A 22,612-nucleotide genomic window follows, 5' to 3' on the forward strand; every position below is an offset into this window, starting at 1 on the left:
ATACCCCCCTACCGTATTCCGACGGGGGTGCGGAGCCTGCCGCGAAGGCTGTTACGGTTTGCGCGATGAGACGGCGCGCCGGACGTTACTCGTCCCTCCTCGACCGGTTCCACCACCCCGCACAGGTCATCGCCACCGGGTTCGGCGCGGCGATCGCCCTCGGCACGGGGCTGCTCTCGCTGCCCGTGGCCACCACGACCGGGGAGTCCGCCGGACTGGTGACGGCGCTGTTCACCGCGACCTCCGCCGTGTCCGTGACCGGGCTGGTGGTGGTGGACACCGCCTCCCACTGGTCCGTGTTCGGCGAGGTGGTGATCGCCGGACTGGTGCAGGCGGGCGGGCTGGGCATCATGACGCTGGCCACCCTGTTCACCGTGCTCGTCGCCGGACGGCTCGGACTGCGGGCGCGGCTGTTCGCCCAGGCCGAGACCAAGGCCCTCAGCATGGCCGAGGTGCGGCGGCTGGTGCGCAAGGTGGCGCTCTTCAGCCTCGCCTGCGAGGTCGTCATCGCCGTCGTGCTCACCGCCCGCTTCGTCGCCGGGTACGACGAGCCGCTGTCCCGGGCTCTCTACCTGGGCGCCTTCCACGCGGTGTCGGCGTTCAACAACGCCGGGTTCGGGCTGTGGCCGGACAGCCTGATGCGGTTCGTGGCCGACCCGTGGATCTGCCTGACGGTGGCCACGGCCGTGATCGTGGGCGGGCTCGGCTTCCCGGTCGTCTTCGAGCTGCTGCGCTCCTGGCGGCGGCCGAGCCGGTGGTCGATCATCACCCGCGTCACGGTCGGGGCGACGCTCATCCTGCTGGGGGCGGGCACGCTGGCGTACCTCACCACCGAGTGGCGCAACCCGGCGACGCTGGCCCCCCTGGACGACGGCGGCAAGCTGCTGGCGGCCTTCTTCACCTCCGTCATGGCGCGCTCGGCCGGCTTCAACAGCCTGGACATCGCCCAGATGCAGCCGTCGAGCTGGCTGGTGACCGAGGTGCTGATGTTCGTCGGCGGCGGCAGCGCGGGCACCGCGGGCGGGATCAAGGTGACCACGTTCGGGCTGCTGGCGTTCGTCATCTGGGCCGAGCTGCGGGGCGAGCGGCACGTCGCGGTCGGGCGGCGGCGGCTGCCCGAGTCGGCGCAGCGGCAGGCCGTGTCGATCTCGGCGATGGGCATGGCGCTCGTCGTCGTCTCGACGTACGTGCTGCTGGTCCTCACGCCGCACGGTCTGGACCGGGTGCTGTTCGAGGTGGTGGCGGCCTTCGGCACGGCGGGGATGTCCACCGGCATCACCTCCGACGTGACGACCGCCGGGCACGTGTTGCTCGTGACGCTCATGTTCGCCGGCCGGATCGGGCCGCTCACGCTGGGGTCGGCGCTGGCCCTGAAGGAGCGTACCCGCCGCTACGAGCTGCCGGAGGAACGGGTGATCGTCGGCTGAGGATCTCCGCCCGCGGGTAGCCTCGCTACGAGAGCCGGCACCTGATGGACGTGCCCCATGAGAGATGCCCGGCCGGAATGCCCGGCGAGAACGCCCGGTGGAAGAGCCGGTAGGAGAGCCATGTCCGACGCCCGCCCGGAGTCCGGAGCGCCCCGCCTCGCCGAGACCGGCGTCGGCCCGCGGCCGCCGCGCCCGGACCGGCCCCTGGGGCGCCGGCTGCGGCGGGTCCCCTGGGCCACGCTCGGCGCGGTCTCCGTGGGCGGGATGCTCGGCGCGCTGGCCCGCTGGGGCATCACGCTGGCCTTCCCCCACGCGCCCGGGGCGTTCGCCTGGGCCACGTGGGGGGTCAACGTGACGGGGTGCCTGCTGATCGGCGTGCTCATGGTCGCCGTGACCGAGGCGTGGCGGGTCCACCCGCTGGTGCGGCCCTTCCTGGGGGTGGGCGTGCTGGGCGGGTACACCACCTTCTCGACGTACGTGGTGGACGCGCAGCGGACGCTCCAGGCGGGCGAGCCGCGCACGGCGCTGGCCTACCTGGCGGGCACGCTGGTCGCCGCGCTGTTGGCGGTCCACCTGGGCGACCGTCTGGGCCGCCTGCTGTTCCTGGACCGGCGGTCGAGAGAGGAGGAGCGATGAGACTCCACGGCTCGGCGTTGCGCCTGACCGTCTACGTCGGGGAGAGCGACGTGTGGCGGCACAAGCCGCTCTACCACGAGATCGTGCACCGGGCCCACCGCGCGGGGCTGGCGGGGGCCAGCGTGATGCGCGGCATCGAGGGCTTCGGCGCCTCCAGCCGCATCCACACCACCCGGATCCTGTCGCTGTCGGAGGACCTTCCGCTGGCGATCGTGATCGTGGACGCGCCGGACAAGGTGCGGTCCTTCCTGCCGCAGCTCGACGAGCTGGTCACCGAGGGGCTGGTGATCCTCGACGAGGTGGAGGTGATCCGCTACGCGGGCCGCTCCTCCGGAGACGCCTTCACGGAGCCGGCGGACGGGACGGACGCGGACGGGCCGTACGGGACCGGCGCGGGCGGGCGCGACTCGTGACCGTGCTGCTCGTCGCGCTGGGGGCCGCCGTCGGCGCCCCGCTGCGCTATCTGGCCGACCGGGCCGTGCAGGCGCGCCACGACTCCCTGTTCCCCTGGGGCACCCTCACGGTCAACGTGCTCGGCTCGGCCCTGCTGGGCTTCCTCGCCGCCGTGCCGGCGCCCGGCCCCGTCATGGCCCTGCTGGGCACCGGCTTCTGCGGCGCGCTGACCACGTACTCGACGTTCGGGTACGAGACCGTGCGGCTGGTCCGCGACGGCGCCAGGACGTACGCGCTGCTCAACGCGCTGGGCAGCGTGGCGGCCGGGTTCGGCGCCGCGTGGTGCGGCATGACGGTCGCCCTGGCCCTGTGATCGCCGGATCAGAGGAAGACGTAGCACTCCACCTCGGAGCGCCGGTAGGACAGCCCCTGCGCGACCGAGTCCGTGACGCAGGAGCGCTCGGACGGGCTCAGCATGAGCTTCCCGCACACCGTCACGCCGGAGTAGGTCCGGCAGTCCAGTGACGGGTCGGCCGCGCCGATGCGGTAGGTGGCCCTCACGTTCGAGCGGCAGCGGGCGCGCGCGCCGGGCGTGTTCGCGTACGAGCACTGGCGGAGCAGGATTCGGTACTGGCGGCTGCTGACGTTCTGGCCATCGCCGTCACCGTCCGCAGCGGCCCCATGGCCGTCGGAACTCGCCGAGCTCAGGTCGCGAAGATCCCCGTCGGCCCGCGCCGAGGCGGCGCACAGGCCGAGCATGACCACCACTCCGAGACCAGCGGCAACGATCTGTTTCATGGCACCCCCCACAAGCGGAATACCGTCCCTAACCTCGCCCAAAACACCACAATTCGCCTCCCCCGAGCAGACTCGGCGTGTCGCGCCCGGGAAGGCCTTCGCCCGGCGGGAGAGCCCGGGAGGCAGGAGGTGCCGACGTTACACCTGTGGCCGGTGGCCCACCTGGCGGAGCAGCGCGACCAGGGAGGACCTGAGAGCGTCCAGGTCGCTGTACGGCCGGCGGCGTGGAGGTGTTGCCTGACGAGCCGTGAGGCGGGCAGGGTGGGGCGGGTGAGCAGTGATGAGACGCGCGACGGTGTGCCGCTGACCAACCTGGACCAGCCACTGTTCGACGGGTCCGGCGCCACGAAACGGGACCTGGTCGACTACCTCGACGCCGTCAGCGACCGGATCCTGCCCGCCCTGCGCGAGCGCCCCCTGTCGGTCGTGCGGGTCCGCCCCGGTCAGCCGGCCTTCATGCAGAAGAACGTCCCCAAGTACGCCCCGTCCTGGGTACGCACGGTCTCCGTCTGGGCCGAGGCGTCCCACCGGCAGGTGTCGTACGCCCTGTGCGACGACCGGCGCACGCTGCTGTGGTTCGCCAACCAGCGGGCGGTGGAGTACCACCCGGCGCTGGCGCGTGCCGGCGTCCCCACCCACCTGGTGCTCGACCTCGACCCGCCGGAGGGCGCCGCGTTCGACCTCGCCGTGCGCGCGGCCCTGCTCGTCCGGCAGGCGCTCGCCGACGCCGGCCTGGCCGGGGCGGTCAAGACCAGCGGCGCCAAGGGCGCGCACGTGTTCGTCCCCGTGGAGGAGGGCGTCCCGGCGGAGGACCTGGCGGCGGCCACCCGGGCCGTGGGCGCCCGGGCCGCGCGCCTCGACCCGGAGCTGGCCACGACGGCGTTCATCCGGGAGGACCGCGAGGGCAAGGTGTTCATCGACTCGACCCGGGCGGGCGGCGCGACGGTGGTGGCCGCCTACAGCCCGCGTGTCCGGCCGGAGGTGCCGGTGTCGTTCCCGGTGCCCTGGGAGGAGCTCGAACAGGTGAGCCCGCGCGACTTCACCGTCCGGTCCGTGCCGGGGCTGCTGGACGGTCGTGACCCGTGGGCGGAGCTGATGCCGCCGCCGCAGCGGCTGCCCGCCGGCCTGGTCGAGGAGGGGCACACGATCCCGGTGGCACGGGTGCAGGCCATGCACGAGGGCAAGCGCCGCGCCCGTGCCCGCCGGGGCGAGTGACCTCGTCGCTACTGGATCTGCTCGAACGGGGTCGGGGCCTGGCCGGTCCAGCGGTGCAGCTGGGCGCGGCCGGTCTGCTTGGTCACGCCGTCCTCCACGACCGTGCCGTCCTTGGCCAGGTAGAAGCGGCCGTCGTCGAGCGAGGCCAGGCCGTACTGGCCGCCCGACTCCCATCCCCACACGTCGGTCGCGTCGTGGTGCAGGCCCTGGCGCAGCAGCGGGAGGAGCGCGCCACGCTCCGGCTGCGGCTGCCCCTCGATCGGGCCTTCCACCGGGCGGGCGGAGCCGTCGACCACGAACAGCGAGTAGTTCGGGAACTGGGGCTTGACGCCCTTGTAGACGGCCATCAGCCAGTTGCCCGACCGGCGGTCGTACTCCAGGTTCTGCACGCCGTAGGTGGTGTTGCCCGTGCGGACGAAGTACTTGCCGTCCGACCGCTCCGGGCCGGCCGTGTGCGGCTGGGCCTGGGTGAGCGGGCGCTCGTACCGGCGCCAGTCGCGGATGTCGTACTGGAGGATGACCTGGTGGTCGTTGTCCTGGCGCGTGGTGTTGGAGTAGATGCCGTAGGCGACGGTCAGCTTCTGCCGGCCGCCGCGCTTGCCGAACTCCGGCCCGAAGGCGACGCCGTCGATGCCGCTGCACCCGTAGCGGTGGTCGGGGGTGTTGCCCATGTTGCCGTCGAAGACGCCGTCGCCGTTCATGTCGGCGCTGTAGTCGTCCACCACGTCCTTGAGGTAGACGGCGGTCACCACGTCGGAGCCCTCGGCGTTCATGCCGAGGCTGGTGATCCGGTCCACGTCGAAGATGGCGATGTAGAACGCCTTGGCGTCCTTGTACTCCAGCGAGCCGTAGACGCGGCCGTCCTTGTCGTTGAAGTCGAGGTCGCCCAGGTGGCCGGTGAACCCGGTGACCGAGCCCACCGGCTTGCCCTTCATGTCGGTCTTGACCAGGAGGTTGGTGAAGGAGAAGTACATGTACCCCTTCTTCTGGTCGATGGCGATGCCCTGCACGTGACCCGACTGCCAGGCTCCGCCGTTCACCTCCGCCGGTAGCTCGATCGGCCGTGCCTCCGCCCGCGCCGCGACGGCCGGGGCGGAGGCGAAGGTGCCGGTGAGGGTGGAGGTGAGGGTGGAGGTGAGGGCTGCCGTGAGCAGTACGTGTGCGACCCGCATGTTCTTCCGTGTGCCTTCCGAGGGGGAAAAGTACTCGAAAGATCCTTACAGACCATGTCCGGCCCGTCCATGGCCGGAAGTCAAACTCCGGGCGACGCGCGCCGGAACGGTTCGGCGTCGCCTGAACGCGTTGACCGTCCGCGCCACCGCCTGACCCTCCGCGCTCCCGTCAGGGGATGACGCTCTTGCTGAGCCGGCAGGCGTGGGGCCGCCCGGGGCGCTCGTCGGTCCAGCCCGCCTCGGGCGCCCATGCCTGGTAGTAGATCATCGTTCCTTTCGCGACCCCCTCGGTGCTCTCGCCTGCGGCGGTGGTGTGGGCGAGGACGGTGCCGGTTCGCGGGTCCAGGATGGTGGCGTGCACTTCCGGCACTTCGTCGTCCGCGCCGAACTCCATGAAGAAACCCTCGCTCTTCACGAACGTGACCGCGAGACCCTCGCGGCCCAGGGGGTCGACGGCCGGGCCGAGCACCTTGGTCGTCGGCAGGCCCGCGAGAAGACGCAGGGCCGCCGCCCGGACCGAGGGCCTGACCGGCATCTCCAGGAGAGCCCCGGCGACGGGAAGGAACTCGTCGAAGCTCTCCCGGCGCATCCTGTCCGCACGCCCCTCCCAGCGGGTCCGCAGGACTTCCCGCAGCCGCGCTGCGTCATCCGGCAGCGCCGCGAGCTCGGCGAGGGTGAAGTCGCCCAGCCGCCGGTCGCCGAACACGCCACCCGGGTCGGCCGCGCGTGTGTAGAGGCAGTCGGAGGGCTTGGACCGCAGCCGCGGCATCACGCACTCGTCGTCGGCCACCGACGCGCACACGCGCTGGAGCGTCGTCGGAGAGCCGGCCTTCCGCCAGGCCCGCTCGTCGGCCGGGGTGGCGGGGCGGGTGAACATCTTCCGCTGCACCGCCTGGACGGGATCGCCGGGGTCGCGCGGCTGCCAGAGATCGATTCGGTCGGAGTGCAGCAGGTTGAACGTCTGGTCGCCCGCGCGGACGCGGATGAGCCCGTTGTTGAGCAGCGGCCTGCGCCAGTAGGCGTCGCTGTCGTCGGGCAGACCGGCGACCCGGTCCGCCAGCCGGAGCAGGGCGCCGGCGCCGGCGTCGGGCGCGAGCACCGGCGGCGGCGCGGGCGCGGTGGTCAGGTTCGCGACCAGCGCGACGACGGCCATGACGACGGCGACCGTGGCCGCGGCCGTCCCCAGGGTCCACCCCCAGGTCCTGCCACGCCCCCCTGCCCGCCCCGCCTGGCGTGGCCGTACCGGCTCCTTCCGGGCCGCGGCCAGCCGGGCGCGCGCCTTCTCGACCACCTCCGCCCGGGGCGGCGGCGCGTCCGGCAGTGACCTCGCCAGGAGGTTCAGCTCATCCATGGGTCTCCTCCAAGGGGTTGACGTCGCCGAGTGCTTTGCGGAGCTTCCTGCGGGCCCGGCTGAGGCGGGACGCGACCGTCCCCGCCGGTATCCCGAGGGCGGCGGCGACCTCGGCGTGGCTGAGGTCGCCCAGCACGCTGAGCAGCACGACGTCACGGTCTCCGCGGCTGAGCCCGGCCAGCGCCCCCGCCAGCCTGCCGGTCAGCCCACCTGCCGCCACGCGGGCCAGCGTGGCGTCCTCGTGGTCGTGCTCGGGACGCTCGGCCGTGCGGCTGAGCGCCTTCCATCTGCGGATCTCGGTACGGCGGTGCCGCGCGACGAGGTTGGTGGCGATGCCGTACAGCCAGGGCCGCACCCCTCCGCGTGAGGCGTCGTAGCCGCCCCGGTAGGCCGCCAGGAACACCTCCGCCGCCAGGTCGTCGGCGGCGTCGTCCGACAGCCGCCTGGCGATGTAACGGTGGATCTCGGAGAAGTGCGCGTTGAAGACCTCCTCGAAACCGGCCCGGAGATCGGGCGGGTCGGCCAGGTCAGGGGGAACGGCCATGCAGGCATCTCCGCTGGGTCGGTGGACGACGATCGCCCCTTCTTTCCCGGAGGGCCCCGATGCTTTCACGGCCCGCCCTTCCGCCCGGCTTCCGCTGTGGGCGATTCCGCTGTGGGCGTGCGGAGCCACCCGGGTGTGCCGGAGTGCGCCAGAGTGTGGGGCATGAAGCTGCTGGTGCTGGGCGGGTCCGACTTCGTCGGCCGGGCCTTCGCCGAGGAGGCGCTCACCCTCGGCCACGACGTGACGGTCTTCAATCGGGGCACCCGGGCGGCCCCCGCGGGGGCGAGGGCCCTGCGCGGCGACCGGTCGGCCCCGGGCGGGCTGGCCGCGATCCAGCGCGGCGAGTGGGACGTCGTGGTCGACACCTGGTCCTCCGCGCCGTCTGCCGTCCGCGACGCCGCCGACCTGCTGGCGGGGCGGGCCGAGCACTACGTGTACGTCTCCAGCCGCTCCGTCCACCCCTACCCGACGGCGGCGGGCGCCGACGAGAGCGCGCCGGTGGTGGAGGCGTCACCCGACGACGGCGGCGACGTCGACTACGTCCACGCCAAGGCGGGTGGCGAGCTGGCGGCCGTGGCCGCGTTCGGCGACCGGGCGCTGCTGGCCCGTCCGGGGCTCATCCTCGGCCCGTACGAGAACATCGGGCGGCTGCCGTGGTGGCTGAGCCGCATCGCCCGCGGCGGCACGGTGCCCGCCCCCGGCTCCCCCGGCCTCGGCCTGCAGTACATCGACGCCCGCGACCTGGCCCTGTGGTGCCTCGACGCCGCCGGGCGCGGGCTCGGCGGGGCCTACAACACGGTGAGCGTCCCGGAGTTCACGACGATGGGCGAGCTGCTGGAGACCTGCGTCCGGGTCACCGGCTCCGACGCGGAGCTGCGCTGGATCGACGCCGGCGCGGTCCTCGCGGCGGGCGTCCAGCAGTGGACCGACCTGCCGATCTGGGCCGTGGACGAGGGGCACGAGACCATGCATCAGGGCGACGTGTCCAAGGCGGTGGCGGCGGGCCTGCGGTGCCGGCCGGTCGAGGAGACGGTGGCCGACACCTGGACCTGGCTGACCGGCATCGGCGGCCAGGCCCCGCCCCGCCCCGGCCGCCCCCCGGTGGGCCTCACCCCGGAGGCGGAGGCCAAGCTCCTCAGCCTCTGACCGGCTCACCGAGGCCAGGTCGCCTTCGCGGGAAGCCGGTCGCCTTCACGGAGGCCCGGCGCCGTGGGACTCGCGGGGCCCCGGTGAGTGCCTCGCGCCGCCGCGACGGTTACCGTGGGTGATCGTATGAGTCGATTCCTGTTCTCACCGCGGCGGCCGGGCGCGCTCCGGTGGATCTCCCACGGCGCGTTCGGCGCGCTGCTGGTGTCCGCCCTGGCCATGACCGCCGGCGACGGCGGCACGGCCGTGGCCGCCGGCGGCGCGCTGCTCGGCGGCCTGTACGTCGCCTGGGTGCTCCTGGAGGGCGAGCTGGTCCCGGGCCGGCCGGGGCTCGCGCTGCTGTGCCTGCTCCCGGTCGTGCTGACCTGGGCCGCGCTCGCCGCCGCCGCGCCGCCGTTCGTCTGGCTGGTCCTCCCGCTCGCCCTCACCTGCGCGCGGGCGCTGCCCCTGTGGGCGGGCGCGTTCGCCGCGAGCGTGCTGGCCTGCGGGTCCGTCATACTGATGATCACCCACACCGGCCTGTGACTCAGGGCGTGACCACCGGGAAGTCCGGCATGGCGTCGTCCAGGAGGGCCACCAGGCGTTGCAGCGCCCCGATGTTGCCCTCCCGCTCGACGCCCTCCGCGCCTCGGCCGCAGAGCAGCCCGACGAGCTGCTGCCTGCTCAGCCGCAGCGTCAGGTCCACCGGCCCGTCCGGCGGGTCCTGCTGCCGGACGAGCGCGCCGTTCGACAGCGTCGTGCGGTGGCGCTCCCCCAGGTCCGTCAGGTGCCAGTCGATCGCCAGGCTCTCGTTCCAGGCGCGTGGTCCGTGCAGGCGGATGGCGATCGAGTCGAAGATCCGGTCCACGGGAAGCGCCGCGACCAGGTCGGGGCACTGCGCGGCGGGCACGGCCGGCACGATCCCGTCGGCCAGCTCCAGCGCCCCCGTCAGGTAGAGGTTGCGCCACGTGGCGTTCTCCGCGCCGTGCCCGAGCCTGGTGTAGACCTCGGCGAGCAGGTCGCGGGCCTCCTTGTTGCCCTCGTCGGCGAAGACCGCGTGGTTGAGGAGCTGAGCGGCGAAGCGCAGGTCGCCCTGGGAGAGGTAGCCGCGCGCGAACTCGACCACGGCGCCGCCGCCGCCCAGGCACCTGACGTACCGGATGGCGCTCTCGCGCGGCGGGTGCTCCCACAGGTGCGCGGGGTTGCCGTCGAACCAGCCGAGGTAGCGCTGGTAGACGGCCCGGACGTGCTGGCTGAGCGCGCCGTGGTAGCCGCGCGTGTGCCAGGCGTCCTCCAGCGCCGGCGGCAGTGGAAGCGTCTCGGCGATCTCGGACGCGGTGAGCCCCTTGTTCATCAGGCGCAACGTCTGGTCGTGCAGGTACGTGTGCAGGTCCCGCTGCCCGGTCAGGAACCGGGCGACGGCGTCCGCTCCCCAGACCGGCCAGTGGTGCGAGGCGAGCGCGACGTCGGCGCGGCCGGCGAACCGCGTGATCGTCTCGGTCAGGCAGCGGACCCACACGCGGGGGTCGCGGACCGCCGCGCCGTGCAGGGGCAGCAGGTCGTGCTGGTCACGGGTGACGTTCTCGGCCAGGAAGAGGGCCCGGTGGCCGGGGAGGAGGAACGCCATCTGCGGCGGGTCCCCCGCGCCGGCCATGAGCTGGAACTCCATCCGCACCCCGTCCACGACCTCCTCCTGGCCGGTGCGGGTGACGGTCACCGTGGGCGGGACGAACGAGATCGCGCCCGTGGAGGCGGCCAGGCCGAGGCCCGCGCCGATCTGGCCGAGCGGGGAGCGTTCGAGCGCCTGGCCGTACGTGTAGACCGAGCGGCGCGTCACGGCGGAGCGGGCGTGGCCGTGCTCGGACGCCGCGTGCTCCATGAACCCGTCCGGCGCGAGGATCGGCACGCCGCCGCTCGTGACGCCCCGCACGCCGCCGAAGTGGTCCGCGTGGGAGTGCGTGTAGACGACACCGGTGACGGGCCGGTGCCCCCGGTGCGCGCGGTACAGGCCGAGGGCCGCCGCCGCGCACTCGACCGAGACGAGCGGGTCGACGACGACGACACCGTGTTCGCCTTCGACCAGCGTCATGTTCGACAGGTCGAGCCCTCGCACCTGGTAGACGCCCTCGGTCACCTCGTACAGGCCCTGACGGGCGCAGAGCCGGCCCTGCCGCCACAGGCCGGGATGCGCGCTGTCGGGGCACTCCTCCTGGAGGAAGGCGTAGGAGTCGCCGTCCCAGACGACCCTGCCGTCGCTGTTCCTGATCACCCCGGGGTCGAGCCTGGCGACGAAGCCACGGCCGGCGTCGTCGGAGTCGTCACGATCATGGAATGGAAGGTCCGACATGCTCCCCTGCATGCCCGCCTTCCGGTACGGACAGGGTCAACAGAGTCTGGCAATACGGACAAACCCCTACCTCTGCCGGAGGTGCGCGGGCGCCGTGTGATTGGCTGGAGGCTGACTGATCGTCATGGGGGTTTCGCGGTGGAAGCGTGTGTGTTCGACCTCGACGGGGTGCTCGTCGACTCCGAACCCGTCTGGGAGGAGGTACGGCGCGCCTACGTCGCCGACAACGGCGGCACGTGGCGGCCCGACACGCAGTCCCGGCTCATGGGCATGAGCACCGGCGAGTGGGCCGTGTACCTGCACGAGCTCGGCGTCGGCCGGCCGCCGGAGGAGATCGCCCGCCAGGTGGTGGACGCGATGGCCGAGCGCTACCGCGAGTCCATCCCGCTGATGCCCGCCGCCCAGGAGGCCGTACGGCGGCTGGCCGGGCGCTTCACCCTCGGACTGGCCAGCTCCTCGCCCCGGCGGCTGATCGACGTCGTCCTCGACGCCGCCGGGCTGGACGAGTGCTTCGCCGCCACGGTCTCCACCGAGGAGGTCGAGCGCGGCAAGCCCGCCCCCGACGGCTATCTGGAGGCCGCCGCCCGGCTGGGCATCGACCCCCGCGCCTGCTTCGCCGTCGAGGACTCCAGCAACGGGCTCCGGTCGGCGCACGCGGCCGGGATGCGGGTCGTCGCGGTGCCGCACCCCCGGTACCCGCCCGCGCCCGACGCCCTGGAGCTGGCCTGGCTCGTCGTCCACGACCTGGGCAAGCTCACCCCGGAGACCCTCCAGCCATGACCCGCCGCCCCGCCCTGATCCGCCCCCGGACCGCCGGCGACCTGCCCGCCTGCGTACGCGCCCTGCAGGAGGTCCACGCCGCCGACCGCTACCCCGTGGACTGGCCCACGGACCCGGCCGGTTGGCTCACGCCCGACGACCTCGCCCAGGCGTGGGTGGCCGTCGACGACGACGGCCGGACCGTGCTCGGCCACGTCGGGCTGGCCCGGCCGGACCAGCACGTCAGGCGGCTCGTCGGCGTACCGGTCGGCGCCGTCGTGTCCCGCCTGTTCGTCGTCCCGCGCGCCCGCGGCCGGAGCGTGGCGGCCGGCCTGCTCGCCGCCGCCCGCGCCGCGCACGCCGCCGACGCCCCGCCCCTGGCCCTGGAGGTCTCCAGCGAGGGCCGCGCCGCGATCGCGTTCTACGAGCGGACCGGCTGGCGGCGCGTGGCCAGCAGCCGGGCGGACTGGCTGAACGCGGCGGGCGAGCCCGCCCTGCTGCACCACTACGTGAACCCCTAGGGATATCCTCTGGAAATCGTGCGTGACATCACGGTTTTCTCCGGCTCCGCCCACCCGCAGCTCGCCGAAGAGATCTGCGCCCATCTCGGGACCCCGCTCCACCCCGTGGCGATCAACCGCTTCGCCAACGACGTGCTGGAGGTCCAGCTCCAGGCCAACTGCCGCGAGCGGGACGTGTTCCTCATCCAGCCGCTCGTGCCGCCCGTACAGGAGCACCTCGTGGAGCTGCTGCTGATGCTGGACGCGGCCCGGGGCGCGTCGGCGGCTCGCACGACCGTAGTGCTGCCCCACTACGCCTACGCCCGCAGCGACAAGAAGGACGCGCCGCGCATCTCGATCGGGGCCCGGCTCGTCGCCGACCTCATGGTGGCGGCCGGCGCCGACCGGGTGCTCGCGATGACCCTCCACTCGCCGCAGGTCCACGGCTTCTTCAGTGTGCCCGTCGACCACCTGCACGCGCTGCGGGAGCTGGCCAAGCACTTCCGCCGCTACGACCTGTCCAACACCGTCGTCGTCTCGCCCGACCTCGGCAACGCCAAGGAGGCCGCGGCCTTCGCCCGGCTGCTCGGGGCCGGGGTGGCGATGGGCGCCAAGCAGCGCTTCAGCGACGACCGCGTGGTGATCAGCTCGGTCATCGGTGACGTCGCCGGCAAGGACGTGATCATCCTGGACGACGAGATCGCCAAGGGCAGCACGGTCATCGAGCTGCTCGACCGGCTGCGGGAGCGCGGCGTCAACTCGGTGCGGATCGCCTGCACGCACGGCCTGTTCGCGGCCGACGCGATCGAACGGCTCGGCGCGCTGCCCGAGGTCGCCGAGATCGTCTGCACCAACACCGTCCCGCCGCCCCGGCCGAGCGACAAGCTCACGGTCCTGTCGATCGCGCCCGCCCTGGCCGAGGCCATGCGCCGCATCCACGACGGCGAGTCGGTGAGCGCCCTGTTCAGCACGTCCTGATCGTCGTCCGGGCGGCATGGCATGCTCGTCAGGTGATCGACACGGGACTCGCCGGCCAGGTCGTTCTCGTCACCGGCGGCGGCCGCGGCATCGGGGCGGCCATCGCGCGCGCCTTCGCGGCCGAAGGCGCGCGGGTGGCCGTCCACGGGTTCGCCGGGTCCGCGCCGCCACCGGGCGTCACCTGGGAGCACCTCACCCCTCCCCTGGACGAGGCCGAGGAGCTCGCGGCCGGGCTGGGCGGCGGCGCGATCGCGGTGCGTGCCGACCTGATGGGGCCGGACGCCCCCGTGCGGCTGTTCGACGTGGTGGAGAGCCGGCTCGGGCCCGTTGACGTGCTCGTGAACAACGCCGCCCACTGCGAGAGCCCCGACACGTTCGACACGGTCACGGCGGCCGGGCTCGCGCGCGCCTACCAGGTGAACGCGATCGCCCCCACCCTGCTCATCGCCGAGCTGGCTCGCCGCCGCCGGCCAGGGCACTCAGCCAGTGCGGTCAACGTCTCCACCGACGCGGCCCGCGCGTTCCCCGGCCAGGTGGGGTACGGCACCTCGAAGGCGGCCCTGGAGGCGCTGACCCGGGCGGCGGCGCTCGACCTGGCAGCGGCCGGGATCAGGGTCAACGCGGTGGCCCCGGGGCCGGTGCAGACGGGCTGGATGGACGCCGCCACGGAGGAGCACGTCCGGTCGATCGTGCCGCTGGGACGGGCCGGGGAGCCGGCCGACATCGCCGGCGCGGTGGTGTTCCTGGCCTCGCGTCAGGCCCGGTACATCACCGGCCAGGTCCTTCAGGTCGCCGGCGGCCACGCCCTCTGACCCCCGCCGGCCGACGGAGGCCGGCGGCCGTGGACGGGGCGGCGTCGCGCTGTCGTCGCGGTGGGCAGGGGTCCTCGCTTCACCGGCGGTCACAGGACGCGGGTGAGCCTGGTCAGGGCCTCCGTGATCTGCTCGGTGGTGAGGCCGAGGTCCGAGCGCTGGTAGGAGTACACCTCGGGGGCGAGCGGCGCGAGCAGCGGGTCGACGAGCGCGTCCGGGCGCGGCGTGCCCGCCGCGACGAGCAGCGAGCGGACGTGCGCCCGCCAGAAGCCGTACGCGCCGGTCTCGAACCGCGTGCGGCCGACCTCGCTGCCCAGCACCAGGTGGACGTGGTCCTCCAGCAGCCGCACCATCGCGGCGTAGAACGCGGCGAGCCGTTCGGCCGGCGGCGCCCCCGGGCCGAGCGGCGGGTCGCCGCGCAGCAGGCGCTCCTGCAGCTCCCGCTCGTGCTCGTCGAGCAGCGCGACCGCGATGGACGCGCGGTCCGGGTAGCGGCGGTAGAGCGTGCCCCGGCCCACTCCGGCGGCCTTGGCGATGTCGTCCATCGTCACCTCGTGCGGCGGCCTGGCGGCGAACAGCGCGGCGGCGGCTTCGAGGATCCGGGCGCGGTTGCGCGCGGCGTCGGCTCTCTCCATGCCCACCAGTTTAGGTGGACACCGCGTCCGGTTATGGTTAACTGGACGTAGTGTCCGCTTAGAGATCGGAAGAAGCCATGCTGCTCCACCTGGACGCCAGCGCGCGCCGCGCCTCGTTCTCCCGCCGGCTGTCGAAGGCGTACGCCGAGAGCTGGCGCGCCGCGCACCCCGACGCGGGATACGTCTACCGCGACCTGGCCGCCGACCCCGTGCCGCACATCGGCGAGGCGTGGACCGAGCTGTGCGACCACATCCTCGAACACCAGATCACCGACATCTCCCGCTACGAGGAGGCGGTCCGCACCCCCGCCCGGCGCGAGGCCTGGGCGATCGTGAAGCCGCTGCTGGACGAGGTGGTGGCGGCCGACGTGGTGCTGATCGGCACGCCGATGTACAACTTCTCGATCCCGTCGTCGCTGAAGGCCTGGATCGACCAGATCACGTTCCCGAAGATGTCGCTCAAGGGCCGCTCGTTCGTGGTCACCGGCGCCCGCGGCGGCGCGTACGGCCCGGGCACCCCGCGCGAGCCGTACGACCACCAGGAGCGCTACCTGCGCGACTTCTTCCAGGGCCACTTCGCGGTCGAGGACGTCACGTTCTTCCACGCCGAGCTGGTCAACTCCCGGCTCGACCCGGCACTCGCGCACCTGCGCGGCAAGCACGAGGAGTCGCTGGCCGCGGCCCTGAAGGCGGTGTCGTCGTGAGCTGGCTCGTCCTCCTCCTCGCCGGGCTGGTGGAGGTGGCCTGGTCCCAGAGCATCAAGCCGACGCAGAACTTCACCCGCCCGGTGCCCACCCTGCTCTGCCTCGCCCTGATGGCCGCCGCCGTCTGGCTGCTCTCCCAGGCCATGAACACGCTGCCCGTCGGCACCGCCTACGCCGTGTTCACCGGCATCGGGGCGGTGGGGGCGATCACGCTGGGCGCCGTGCTCGGCGACGACCCGATCTCGGTGGGGCGGATGGCGGCGGTGAGCCTGATCGTCGTGGGGATAGTCTTGGCGCGAATCACGACATAGGCGGAAAGGATCGGATCTTATGGGGGAGATCAGAGCGTCCTACTTGACAGCCGCGATGTCGGCGGTGGCCCTGCTGGGCGATCCCGCCGTGGCCGCCGCCTGGGACAAGCCGAGCGCGCTCACCGAGTTCAGCGTCGCGGGGCTGGCCGGACACCTCGCCCACCAGCTCGTCCGGGTCGACCGGCTGCTCGCCGCCGGCACGACGCCGGGGACGGAGCCGATCGGCCTGCTGGAGCACTACGCCAGGTCCCCATGGGTCGAGGCGGGCCTCGACCACGAGATCAACGTCGGCATCAGGCGCGCCGGCGAGGAGTCCGCCTCCGCCGGCCCCGCCGCGCTGGCCGCCGCCACGGCCGAGCTGCTGGAGCACCAGCGCGCCACCCTGCCCGCCGAGCCGGTCGACCGGGTCCTGGACCTGCCGTCGGGCTGGTCGCTGCTGCTGGACGACTTCCTCCTGACGCGCGTGATCGAGCTGGTCGTCCACTCCGACGACCTGGCGGCGAGCGTGGGCGTGGGGACACCGGCCCTGCCCTCGACGGTCGTGGACCCGGTCGTGGACCTCCTGGCCCGCCTCGCCGTCCACCGGCACGGCGCGACGGCCGTCATCCGCACCCTCAGCCGCACGGAGCGCGCCCCGGCCACCATCAGCGCGTTCTAGGACCAGGGGCCGTCACCCGCGACCCGGCGGCCCGACAGCGGCGGCCCGACAGCGGCGGCCCGACAGCGGCGGCCCGACAGCGGATCAGGCGCGGGCCCGGGGCCCGCGCCTGATCCGTCCGGCACGGAGTCGACGTGCCGGAGGGCGAGCGCTCAGTGACGGCGGCGACTACTGCGGCGGCGCCTGTCGCTGGATTGCTGGAGTTCCTGCAGCGCGACGTCCGGTTGCTTCGGCGGCCGGAACACGAAAGGCAGGAAGTGCTGGATGGACATGGAGTGCTGGATCGACATGACGTCTCCCCACTCATCTCTGGTTCGCCGGTCGGATGCGGACCGGCATGTCGGCTTCGAGCGATTCAATGTCTCCAACCAGGGGCGCGAGGGGAGGCTTCCAGGAAAGCGCGTGGCTTTGGGGGCATTTCGCCCGAGGTTGGCCGCGTGCCAACCTGGTCCGATCGTCCGTTGGCGTTGCGGGACCGATACGCGACCCCGATGCCATGAACCGCGGCCGCGTGCAGTTCTCGCGGGTCGTGCGCCGCTGCCGCCCCGGACGCGAATCGCTCTCTGGTCGGCGGTCTGGGGGTCGCCGCGACGCTCCAGATGAGAGCCGGCTACGTCAAATCTTTCGCGATCGTCAGGTCCCCGCCCTCGTGAGTCAGGCGGTGGCCAGGCGGAGGGCCTGGGCCACCTCATGGCCCCTGAGGGCGCTGGACGGGTCCAGGAGCCACTGTGACAGGAAGCCCGTCAGCATGGCCTGGTAGAGCGAGCCCACCAGCCGGGCCCGCTCCGGGTCCGTCGCCGGGTCGATGCCCGCGAACAGCTCCGCCAGCCCGTCCTGCGCCGCCCGCAGCCCCTGGACGAGGTAGGCGCGCACCTCCGGCAGATGGTCCACCTGGCCGACCAGCTCGAACTGGGTGATCCAGAGCGGCCGGAGCCGGTCCAGCGACTCGACGACCCGGTCCCACGCCACCTCGAAGCGCCGCAGCGGCGTGGCCCCGGGCTCCACGGAGCCGGCCAGCGTGGCCGCCAGCTCGTCGCCCCACTCCCGCATCGCCTCGAACAGCGCCTCGTTCATCAGCGCGTCCTTCGAGCGGAAGTGGTAGCCGATGCCCGCCAGGCTCACTCCCGAGGCGCTCGCGATGTCGCGGGCGGTGGTGCGGGAGTAGCCCTTCTCCATCAGGCACCGCTTCGCCCCGGCCAGCAGATCCTCACGATTTCCCATGCGAAGAGAGTAGCACAACCGTCTCATACAATCGTTCTGGACAAGCGTCTGACACGCGTGTACCGTTCAGGGCATGACGAACATCCTGATCTCCGGGGCGAGCATCGCCGGCACCACGGCCGCCTACTGGCTGCGCCGCCACGGTTTCACGCCGACCGTGGTCGAGCGGGCGCCCGCGATCCGTGAGGGCGGCTACAAGGTGGACATCCGCGGTGCCGCGATCGACGTGATCGAGCGCATGGGCCTGCTGGAGGCGGTCCGCGCCCGGAGCACGGCGATGCGCCACGTGACCCACTACGACGCCACGGGCCGTCGCGTCGCGACCATGGACGCCGACCTGTTCGGCGGCCGGCACGGCGGCGACGCGGAGATCATGCGCGGCGACCTCAACGAGCTGCTGTACGACCTGACGCGCGACGACGTCGAGTACATCTTCGACGACACGATCACGGGGATCGCCGAGGACGGGACCGTGACGTTCGAGCGCTCCGCGCCGCGCCGGTTCGACCTGGTCATCGGGGCCGACGGGGTCCACTCCGTCACCCGGCGGCTGGTGTTCGGCGAGGAGGAGAGGTTCCGGCGCGACCTCGGCTGCCACATCTCCATCTCGACCGTCCCGAACCATCTCGGCCTCGACCGCGAGGAGGCCGTGCACGTGGCGCCCGGCAGGACCGCGAACGTCTACAGCACCCGGCAGGACCCGACCGCCAAGGCGCTGTTCATGTGGTCGTCGGCGCCCCTCGCCTACGACCACCGCGACACGGCCCGGCAGAAGGAGCTGCTCGCCGAGGCCATGGCCGGGGCCGGCTGGGAGGTGCCCGAGCTGCTGGAGGCCGTCCGGCGCTCCGACGACTTCTACTTCGACTCGGTCAGCCAGATCCACATGGACCGCTGGTCGAGCGGCCGGGTCGTGCTGGTGGGCGACGCCGGCTACTGCGCCTCGCCGGCCTCCGGGCAGGGCACGAGCCTCGCGCTGGTCGGCGCGTACGTGCTGGCGGGCGAGCTGGCCCGGGGCGCCGAGGGCGCGCTCGACCGGTACGAGGCCGTGCTGCGGCCGTTCGTCGAGGCCAACCAGAAGCTCGGCCCGGCCAACCTCAAGGGGATGGTGATCGGGTCGCGCCTGGCCATCCGGATCCAGCTCATGATGATCAGGCTGCTGCCCCACCTGCCCGGCCGCGACCGGATGATCGAGCGGGTCGCCGGCGCCATCCACCGCGCCGCCAACGCCATCGCGCTGGCCGACTACACGACCGTGGAGGGCTAGAGCCAGGACCTCCTCATGCGCCCAGGATCCACAGGATCGCGCCGCGCGGGTGGAGTCCGTCGAAGAGGCCAGGCCGAGCCCCGGCGGGTCGGATGTATGCCCTGTGGCAGATGTGGCGGGACATGCCTCTGCCTAGCCTGTGACGACATCCGCGGCGCTCGCCGCACCACCTGTGGAGGATTCGATGATCTGGCCGAGATCAGCCTTGCTCGCTGTGCCTCTGGTGATGACGCTGGGAGCGTACGCTCCCGCCGGCGCCGCCTCCCTTTCGTCCACTTCATCCACCCCGGCCCCGGCGCCGTCCCTCGCCTGGTCCGCGTGCGGCGCGGACGTCCCGGCCGAGATGCGGTGCGCCCAACTGGCCGTTCCCGTCGACTGGAAAGATCCCGGCGGCAAGACGATCTCCCTCACCCTGGCCAGGGCATCCGCGACCGGCGAGGCCGCGGGCACCGTCCTGTTCAGTCCCGGAGGTCCTGGCGCCGCCGGCGTTCAGGCGCTGTCCCGGTCACTGCCCCGTTTCGCCGGTTTGCGTACCCGGATGAACGTCGTCACATGGAACCCGCGCGGCGGGCAGAGCGGCGAGCACCTCCCGCTGGCGTCCTGCGCGACCGGGCCCGCGTTCGCCACTCCGGAGAACCGGCGTGAGTACGACCAGGCGCTCAAGGCGAACGCCGCCGCAGTCGCCGCCTGCAGGGACGCCGCGCCCGGCCTGTTCGGCCACATGGACTCCGCCACCCAGGCCCGCGACATGGACGCCATCCGCGCCGGCTTGGGCGAGGAGAAGCTCTCCTATCTGGGCAACTCCTACGGCGGCGTGCTGGGCGCCTCCTACGCGCGGCTGTTCCCGCAGCGGGTGCGCGCCATGGCGCTGGACAGCGTGCCCGACCACGTGTCCCCGGTCGCGGAGTCCGAGCGGCTGCAGTACAAGGGCCTGGAGGAGGTGTTCAAGCGCTTCGTCCGATGGTGCGCCGGCTCCTCCGACTGCGCGCTGCGCGGGACCGACGCGGAAACGGCCTGGCAGGACGTCGTGAAGCGGGCCGAGCGCCATCCCCTGCCCGGTTCCGCGGCCGCTGGGGAGCGCCGCTACGACGGCGACGACCTCAAGGCACTGGCGCAGGGCATGATCTTGCGCGAGGCGGGCTGGCCCGCGTTCGCCAAGGCCATCGCGAGCGCCTCGAAGGGCGACGCGTCCGGTTTCGACCCGCAGGGCCGCGGCGTGCCGCCGCAGCCGAGCGCCCTGCTCGCGGTGACGTGCGCCGACGGGTTCCGCTATGACGGCTACCGCGCCTACCGTACGGCGGTGCGGCGCTCAGCCAAGGTGTCGCCGAACTTCTCCGGCGTACGGGAGAACGCGCGTCTCACGTGTTCGCCGTGGGCTGCCGAGGCCGCCAACCCGCCGGCGCCGTTGCCTGCTCGCGCGCTTCCGCCGCTGCTCGGCGTCGGGCCCGTCTACGAGTACAGCTCTGTCCGCGCCATCACCGACCAGGTCCCCGGCTCGGTCACGGTCAGGTACGACGGCATCGGCCACGGCCTGTACGTCAACCACGGCGATCCCTGCGTGACCGAGCACGTGGACAGATACCTGATCAACGGTACGCTCCCCGCTCCCGGCGCCACCTGCCCCGCAAGGCCGGCGTGATACTTGGTCGCGTGAGACGGTCAGCGGCTTTCCGGTCCTTGGCACGGGACGCGGACGGCGTCTGGAGGCGTATCCCCGTCATGGGCCGCGACGCCCTGCTGGCCTGCGCCACGGCGATCATCGCGCTGACGCTCTCGGCGCTGGACGGATGGTGGCGCGGCCGGCCTGCTGAGCTCACCGACGTGGGCGCGGCGGCGCTGTGGGCGGTGCCGACCCTGGCGGCCTGCGCACCGCTGGTGGTACGCAGGAGGCTGCCGCTGACGGCGGTCGTCGCCTCCGCGGCGGTGATGCCGGCGGTCAGTCTCGCTCTGGAGCGCGACACCGGCACCTGGATCCTGGGCCTGACCGTCGCGTCGGCGGCCTTCCACCGCCACCGCCTGCGCTCGGCGCTTCTGATCGGCTCCGTCGTCTGGGCGGTGGCGGCAGGCATCGGGGGCATGTCCACGCCGGGCCTCACCAGCATGTCCGTCTACGCGGCGGCCGGGGCGGCGCCGGTCGCCGCCGGATACGCGCTGCGACTGCGGGCCGACCGCGCCGCTCAAGCGGCGCGGCTGCAACGTGCCAGGGAGGAGCGGGCACGCTCGCAGGAGGCAGCACGGATCGCCCGAGACGTCCACGACATCGTCGGTCACCACCTCAGTGCGATCAGGCTCCAGGCGGTCGGCGCCCGGCGGGCGCTGGCCGGTCGCGACTCCGAGGCCGACCGCGCGCTGGCCGGCATCGCCGGTCTGTCGGCCGAGGCGCTGGCCGAGATCCGGGCGCTGCTCACGACATTGGTGCGGTCGGACAGCGAGGACCAGCCGCAGGGGCGAGGCCTCGCCGACCTGCCCGCGCTCGCGGAACGCAGCGGCGGGTCGGAGCTGGCCGTCGCCCTCGACGTCGATCCCCACCTGGAGAGCACCGTCCACCCGGAGACGGCGGCCTGTGCCTACCGGATCGTGCAGGAAGCGCTGACCAACGTGGCGCGGCATTCCACGGCCGGAACGGCCTCGGTCAAGGTTCGTGGGGCGAACAGCCGGGTCGTTGTCACCATCGACGACCCGGGTCCGCCCCGCCCATCGGCCGGCGGCGACCTGGCGGACGACCGCGTTCCGAGCGGAGGGCGCGGCCTGACGGGCATGCGTGAGCGCGTGGAGGCGCTGGGCGGGCACTGCCACATCGGGTCACGCGGCAAGAACGGCTGGCGGGTGCGCGCCGACCTCCCCGTGCTCCCCCCGGACGTCCGTGTGGATCGTGGGCCGGCGGCGAAGGCGGGCGATGGCGGGGCCGGCTCTTCCCCGGAGCCGCCCGGGCACGATCGTCTGGTCCGGCGGGTGGGTTCGTGATCCGCCTCCTGATCGCCGACGACCAGCATCTCGCCCGTGAGGGACTACGGCAACTGCTGAGCCACGAGCCCGACATCGCCTTCCTCGGCGCCGCGCGCGACGGGGCCGAGCTGGTCAGCATGGCGCGCGAGCACCAACCGGACGTGATACTCACCGATCTCCGCATGCCGGGCACGGACGGGATCACGGCCATCCGGCGGCTGATGGCCCGGGCGCCGTACATGGCGATCATCGCGCTGACCACGTTCGACACAGACGAGTATCTTTTCGGGGCGCTCGAAGCGGGCGCCGTGGGCTTCCTGCTCAAGGACGGTGACCCCGACCTCTACCTGGCGGCGGTGCGCGCGGCCCACCGAGGTCAGGGATTGATCGACCCGCAGGTCACCCGCAGGCTCGTGCGCCGCTTCGCGACCCCGCCCGTCCAGGCCGACGCCCGCGAGCTCACGGTGCGGGAGACGGAGGTGCTCCGGCTGGTCGCGCTGGGCCGGTCCAACGCTGAGATCGCCGATGAACTCGGCATCGCCGCGGGAACGGTCAAGATCCACGTGTCACGCGTCCTTGCCAAGATCGGCACGCGCACCCGTGTCCAGGCCGCGATCTACGCGTATCGATCAGGGCTGGTGCCCCCGGACGAGTAGACGCACCGGACGACCTCCCACCGGAGCAGCGGTAGGTCCACGATGTGGTGTCCGAGACGTTGCCGGAGGCATGCAAACACCGGCACCGCTCCGATCCCGCCCGGGCCGCCGCGATGATCGACCCGTCCCAGTCCGTGGGGCAGTCGGCGGAGGCCGGCCG

General features: G+C 73.0%; 26 protein-coding genes. 18 read left to right on the plus strand and 8 right to left on the minus strand.

Going from position 1 to position 22,612, the window contains the following annotated elements; genetic code table 11:
* The first annotated feature begins 65 nt into the window (after positions 1–65).
* The 4 genes from MTP10_RS00905 (at position 66) to crcB (ending at position 2,829) form a co-directional block, all read left to right on the plus strand.
* A complete protein-coding gene (locus MTP10_RS00905; protein WP_310706991.1) occupies positions 66–1,427 on the plus strand; it encodes a potassium transporter TrkG in 1,362 nt (453 codons plus the stop codon).
* 120 nt (positions 1,428–1,547) lie between these two features.
* Positions 1,548–2,063, plus strand: a complete 516-nt coding sequence (locus MTP10_RS00910; protein WP_310706992.1) for a CrcB family protein — start codon at positions 1,548–1,550, stop codon at positions 2,061–2,063.
* A complete protein-coding gene (locus tag MTP10_RS00915) occupies positions 2,060–2,476 on the plus strand; it encodes a DUF190 domain-containing protein (RefSeq protein WP_310706993.1) in 417 nt (138 codons plus the stop codon). Before MTP10_RS00910 ends, MTP10_RS00915 begins: the two co-directional genes overlap by 4 nt.
* Positions 2,473–2,829, plus strand: coding sequence for a fluoride efflux transporter CrcB (gene crcB / locus MTP10_RS00920; RefSeq protein ID WP_310706994.1), 357 nt, complete (start codon positions 2,473–2,475; stop codon positions 2,827–2,829). Before MTP10_RS00915 ends, crcB begins: the two co-directional genes overlap by 4 nt.
* 8 nt (positions 2,830–2,837) lie before the next feature.
* Here the strand turns inward: crcB and MTP10_RS00925 are convergent, their stop codons facing one another.
* Positions 2,838–3,254 carry a hypothetical protein gene (locus MTP10_RS00925; protein WP_310706995.1) on the minus strand — a complete coding sequence of 139 codons (417 nt, stop codon included), beginning with the start codon at positions 3,252–3,254 and terminating at the stop codon, positions 2,838–2,840.
* A 270-nt stretch (positions 3,255–3,524) separates the two neighbouring features.
* Here MTP10_RS00925 and MTP10_RS00930 point away from each other — a divergent pair, with 270 nt between their 5' ends.
* On the plus strand, positions 3,525–4,469 hold the full coding sequence (locus MTP10_RS00930; protein ID WP_310706996.1) for an ATP-dependent DNA ligase: 945 nt from the start codon (positions 3,525–3,527) through the stop codon (positions 4,467–4,469).
* An 8-nt stretch (positions 4,470–4,477) separates the two neighbouring features.
* Here MTP10_RS00930 and MTP10_RS00935 read toward each other — a convergent pair whose 3' ends face one another.
* The 3 genes from MTP10_RS00935 to MTP10_RS00945 all read right to left on the minus strand — a co-directional run bounded on the left by MTP10_RS00935 (position 4,478) and on the right by MTP10_RS00945 (position 7,536).
* Positions 4,478–5,641, minus strand: coding sequence for a hypothetical protein (locus tag MTP10_RS00935; protein WP_310706997.1), 1,164 nt, complete (start codon positions 5,639–5,641; stop codon positions 4,478–4,480).
* 169 nt (positions 5,642–5,810) lie between these two features.
* Complete coding sequence (locus MTP10_RS00940) at positions 5,811–6,992, minus strand: hypothetical protein (protein WP_310706998.1); 1,182 nt, start codon at positions 6,990–6,992, stop codon at positions 5,811–5,813.
* The gene (locus MTP10_RS00945) at positions 6,985–7,536 is read right to left on the minus strand and encodes an RNA polymerase sigma factor (protein ID WP_310706999.1); all 552 of its coding nucleotides are present in this window, start codon (positions 7,534–7,536) and stop codon (positions 6,985–6,987) included. The genes MTP10_RS00940 and MTP10_RS00945 overlap by 8 nt, the downstream gene beginning before the upstream one ends.
* Positions 7,537–7,698: 162 nt before the next feature.
* On the opposite strand from MTP10_RS00945, the gene MTP10_RS00950 reads away from it, so the two are divergent.
* Together MTP10_RS00950 and MTP10_RS00955 are read left to right on the plus strand one after the other, a co-directional pair.
* On the plus strand, positions 7,699–8,682 hold the full coding sequence (locus MTP10_RS00950) for an NAD-dependent epimerase/dehydratase family protein (protein WP_310707000.1): 984 nt from the start codon (positions 7,699–7,701) through the stop codon (positions 8,680–8,682).
* A gap of 126 nt (positions 8,683–8,808) precedes the next feature.
* Positions 8,809–9,207, plus strand: a complete 399-nt coding sequence (locus MTP10_RS00955; RefSeq protein ID WP_310707001.1) for a hypothetical protein — start codon at positions 8,809–8,811, stop codon at positions 9,205–9,207.
* Between the two features lies 1 nt (position 9,208).
* Here MTP10_RS00955 and MTP10_RS00960 read toward each other — a convergent pair whose 3' ends face one another.
* A complete protein-coding gene (locus tag MTP10_RS00960) occupies positions 9,209–11,008 on the minus strand; it encodes an alkyl sulfatase dimerization domain-containing protein (protein WP_310707002.1) in 1,800 nt (599 codons plus the stop codon).
* Positions 11,009–11,146: 138 nt separating this feature from the next.
* Between MTP10_RS00960 and MTP10_RS00965 the strand changes: the two genes are divergently transcribed.
* The 4 genes from MTP10_RS00965 to MTP10_RS00980 are packed head-to-tail and all read left to right on the plus strand — an operon-like array spanning position 11,147 to position 14,057.
* Complete coding sequence (locus MTP10_RS00965; RefSeq protein ID WP_310707003.1) at positions 11,147–11,788, plus strand: HAD family phosphatase; 642 nt, start codon at positions 11,147–11,149, stop codon at positions 11,786–11,788.
* Positions 11,785–12,288 carry a GNAT family N-acetyltransferase gene (locus tag MTP10_RS00970; protein ID WP_310707004.1) on the plus strand — a complete coding sequence of 168 codons (504 nt, stop codon included), beginning with the start codon at positions 11,785–11,787 and terminating at the stop codon, positions 12,286–12,288. The genes MTP10_RS00965 and MTP10_RS00970 overlap by 4 nt, the downstream gene beginning before the upstream one ends.
* 18 nt (positions 12,289–12,306) lie before the next feature.
* Positions 12,307–13,245 (plus strand): ribose-phosphate pyrophosphokinase, encoded by a 939-nt coding sequence (locus MTP10_RS00975; RefSeq protein ID WP_310707005.1) that lies wholly within the window; start codon positions 12,307–12,309, stop codon positions 13,243–13,245.
* 32 nt (positions 13,246–13,277) lie between these two features.
* Complete coding sequence (locus MTP10_RS00980) at positions 13,278–14,057, plus strand: SDR family oxidoreductase (RefSeq protein WP_310707006.1); 780 nt, start codon at positions 13,278–13,280, stop codon at positions 14,055–14,057.
* A gap of 89 nt (positions 14,058–14,146) precedes the next feature.
* Here the strand turns inward: MTP10_RS00980 and MTP10_RS00985 are convergent, their stop codons facing one another.
* Entirely contained in the window at positions 14,147–14,692 is a 546-nt protein-coding gene (locus tag MTP10_RS00985; RefSeq protein ID WP_310707007.1) for a helix-turn-helix domain-containing protein, read from the minus strand.
* Positions 14,693–14,769: 77 nt separating this feature from the next.
* Here MTP10_RS00985 and MTP10_RS00990 point away from each other — a divergent pair, with 77 nt between their 5' ends.
* The 3 genes from MTP10_RS00990 to MTP10_RS01000 are packed head-to-tail and all read left to right on the plus strand — an operon-like array spanning position 14,770 to position 16,365.
* Positions 14,770–15,396 carry an NAD(P)H-dependent oxidoreductase gene (locus MTP10_RS00990; RefSeq protein ID WP_310707008.1) on the plus strand — a complete coding sequence of 209 codons (627 nt, stop codon included), beginning with the start codon at positions 14,770–14,772 and terminating at the stop codon, positions 15,394–15,396.
* The gene (locus tag MTP10_RS00995) at positions 15,393–15,707 is read left to right on the plus strand and encodes a multidrug efflux SMR transporter (protein WP_310707009.1); all 315 of its coding nucleotides are present in this window, start codon (positions 15,393–15,395) and stop codon (positions 15,705–15,707) included. Before MTP10_RS00990 ends, MTP10_RS00995 begins: the two co-directional genes overlap by 4 nt.
* Positions 15,708–15,726: 19 nt before the next feature.
* Positions 15,727–16,365, plus strand: coding sequence for a maleylpyruvate isomerase N-terminal domain-containing protein (locus tag MTP10_RS01000; RefSeq protein WP_310707010.1), 639 nt, complete (start codon positions 15,727–15,729; stop codon positions 16,363–16,365).
* A 152-nt stretch (positions 16,366–16,517) separates the two neighbouring features.
* Here MTP10_RS01000 and MTP10_RS01005 read toward each other — a convergent pair whose 3' ends face one another.
* A complete protein-coding gene (locus MTP10_RS01005) occupies positions 16,518–16,655 on the minus strand; it encodes a hypothetical protein (protein WP_310707011.1) in 138 nt (45 codons plus the stop codon).
* Positions 16,656–17,019: 364 nt separating this feature from the next.
* A complete protein-coding gene (locus MTP10_RS01010; protein ID WP_310707012.1) occupies positions 17,020–17,586 on the minus strand; it encodes a TetR/AcrR family transcriptional regulator in 567 nt (188 codons plus the stop codon).
* A gap of 73 nt (positions 17,587–17,659) precedes the next feature.
* Between MTP10_RS01010 and MTP10_RS01015 the strand changes: the two genes are divergently transcribed.
* The 4 genes from MTP10_RS01015 to MTP10_RS01030 all read left to right on the plus strand — a co-directional run bounded on the left by MTP10_RS01015 (position 17,660) and on the right by MTP10_RS01030 (position 22,452).
* Positions 17,660–18,850, plus strand: a complete 1,191-nt coding sequence (locus MTP10_RS01015) for an FAD-dependent monooxygenase (RefSeq protein WP_310707013.1) — start codon at positions 17,660–17,662, stop codon at positions 18,848–18,850.
* Between the two features lie 214 nt (positions 18,851–19,064).
* On the plus strand, positions 19,065–20,489 hold the full coding sequence (locus MTP10_RS01020; RefSeq protein WP_310707014.1) for an alpha/beta fold hydrolase: 1,425 nt from the start codon (positions 19,065–19,067) through the stop codon (positions 20,487–20,489).
* An 80-nt stretch (positions 20,490–20,569) separates the two neighbouring features.
* Positions 20,570–21,814, plus strand: coding sequence for a histidine kinase (locus MTP10_RS01025; protein ID WP_310707015.1), 1,245 nt, complete (start codon positions 20,570–20,572; stop codon positions 21,812–21,814).
* Positions 21,811–22,452 (plus strand): response regulator transcription factor, encoded by a 642-nt coding sequence (locus MTP10_RS01030; RefSeq protein ID WP_310707016.1) that lies wholly within the window; start codon positions 21,811–21,813, stop codon positions 22,450–22,452. Before MTP10_RS01025 ends, MTP10_RS01030 begins: the two co-directional genes overlap by 4 nt.
* The last annotated feature ends 160 nt before the right edge of the window (positions 22,453–22,612 follow it).

It is taken from the genome of Nonomuraea sp. 3-1Str, assembly GCF_031570565.1.
GTDB lineage: Bacteria > Actinomycetota > Actinomycetes > Streptosporangiales > Streptosporangiaceae > Nonomuraea.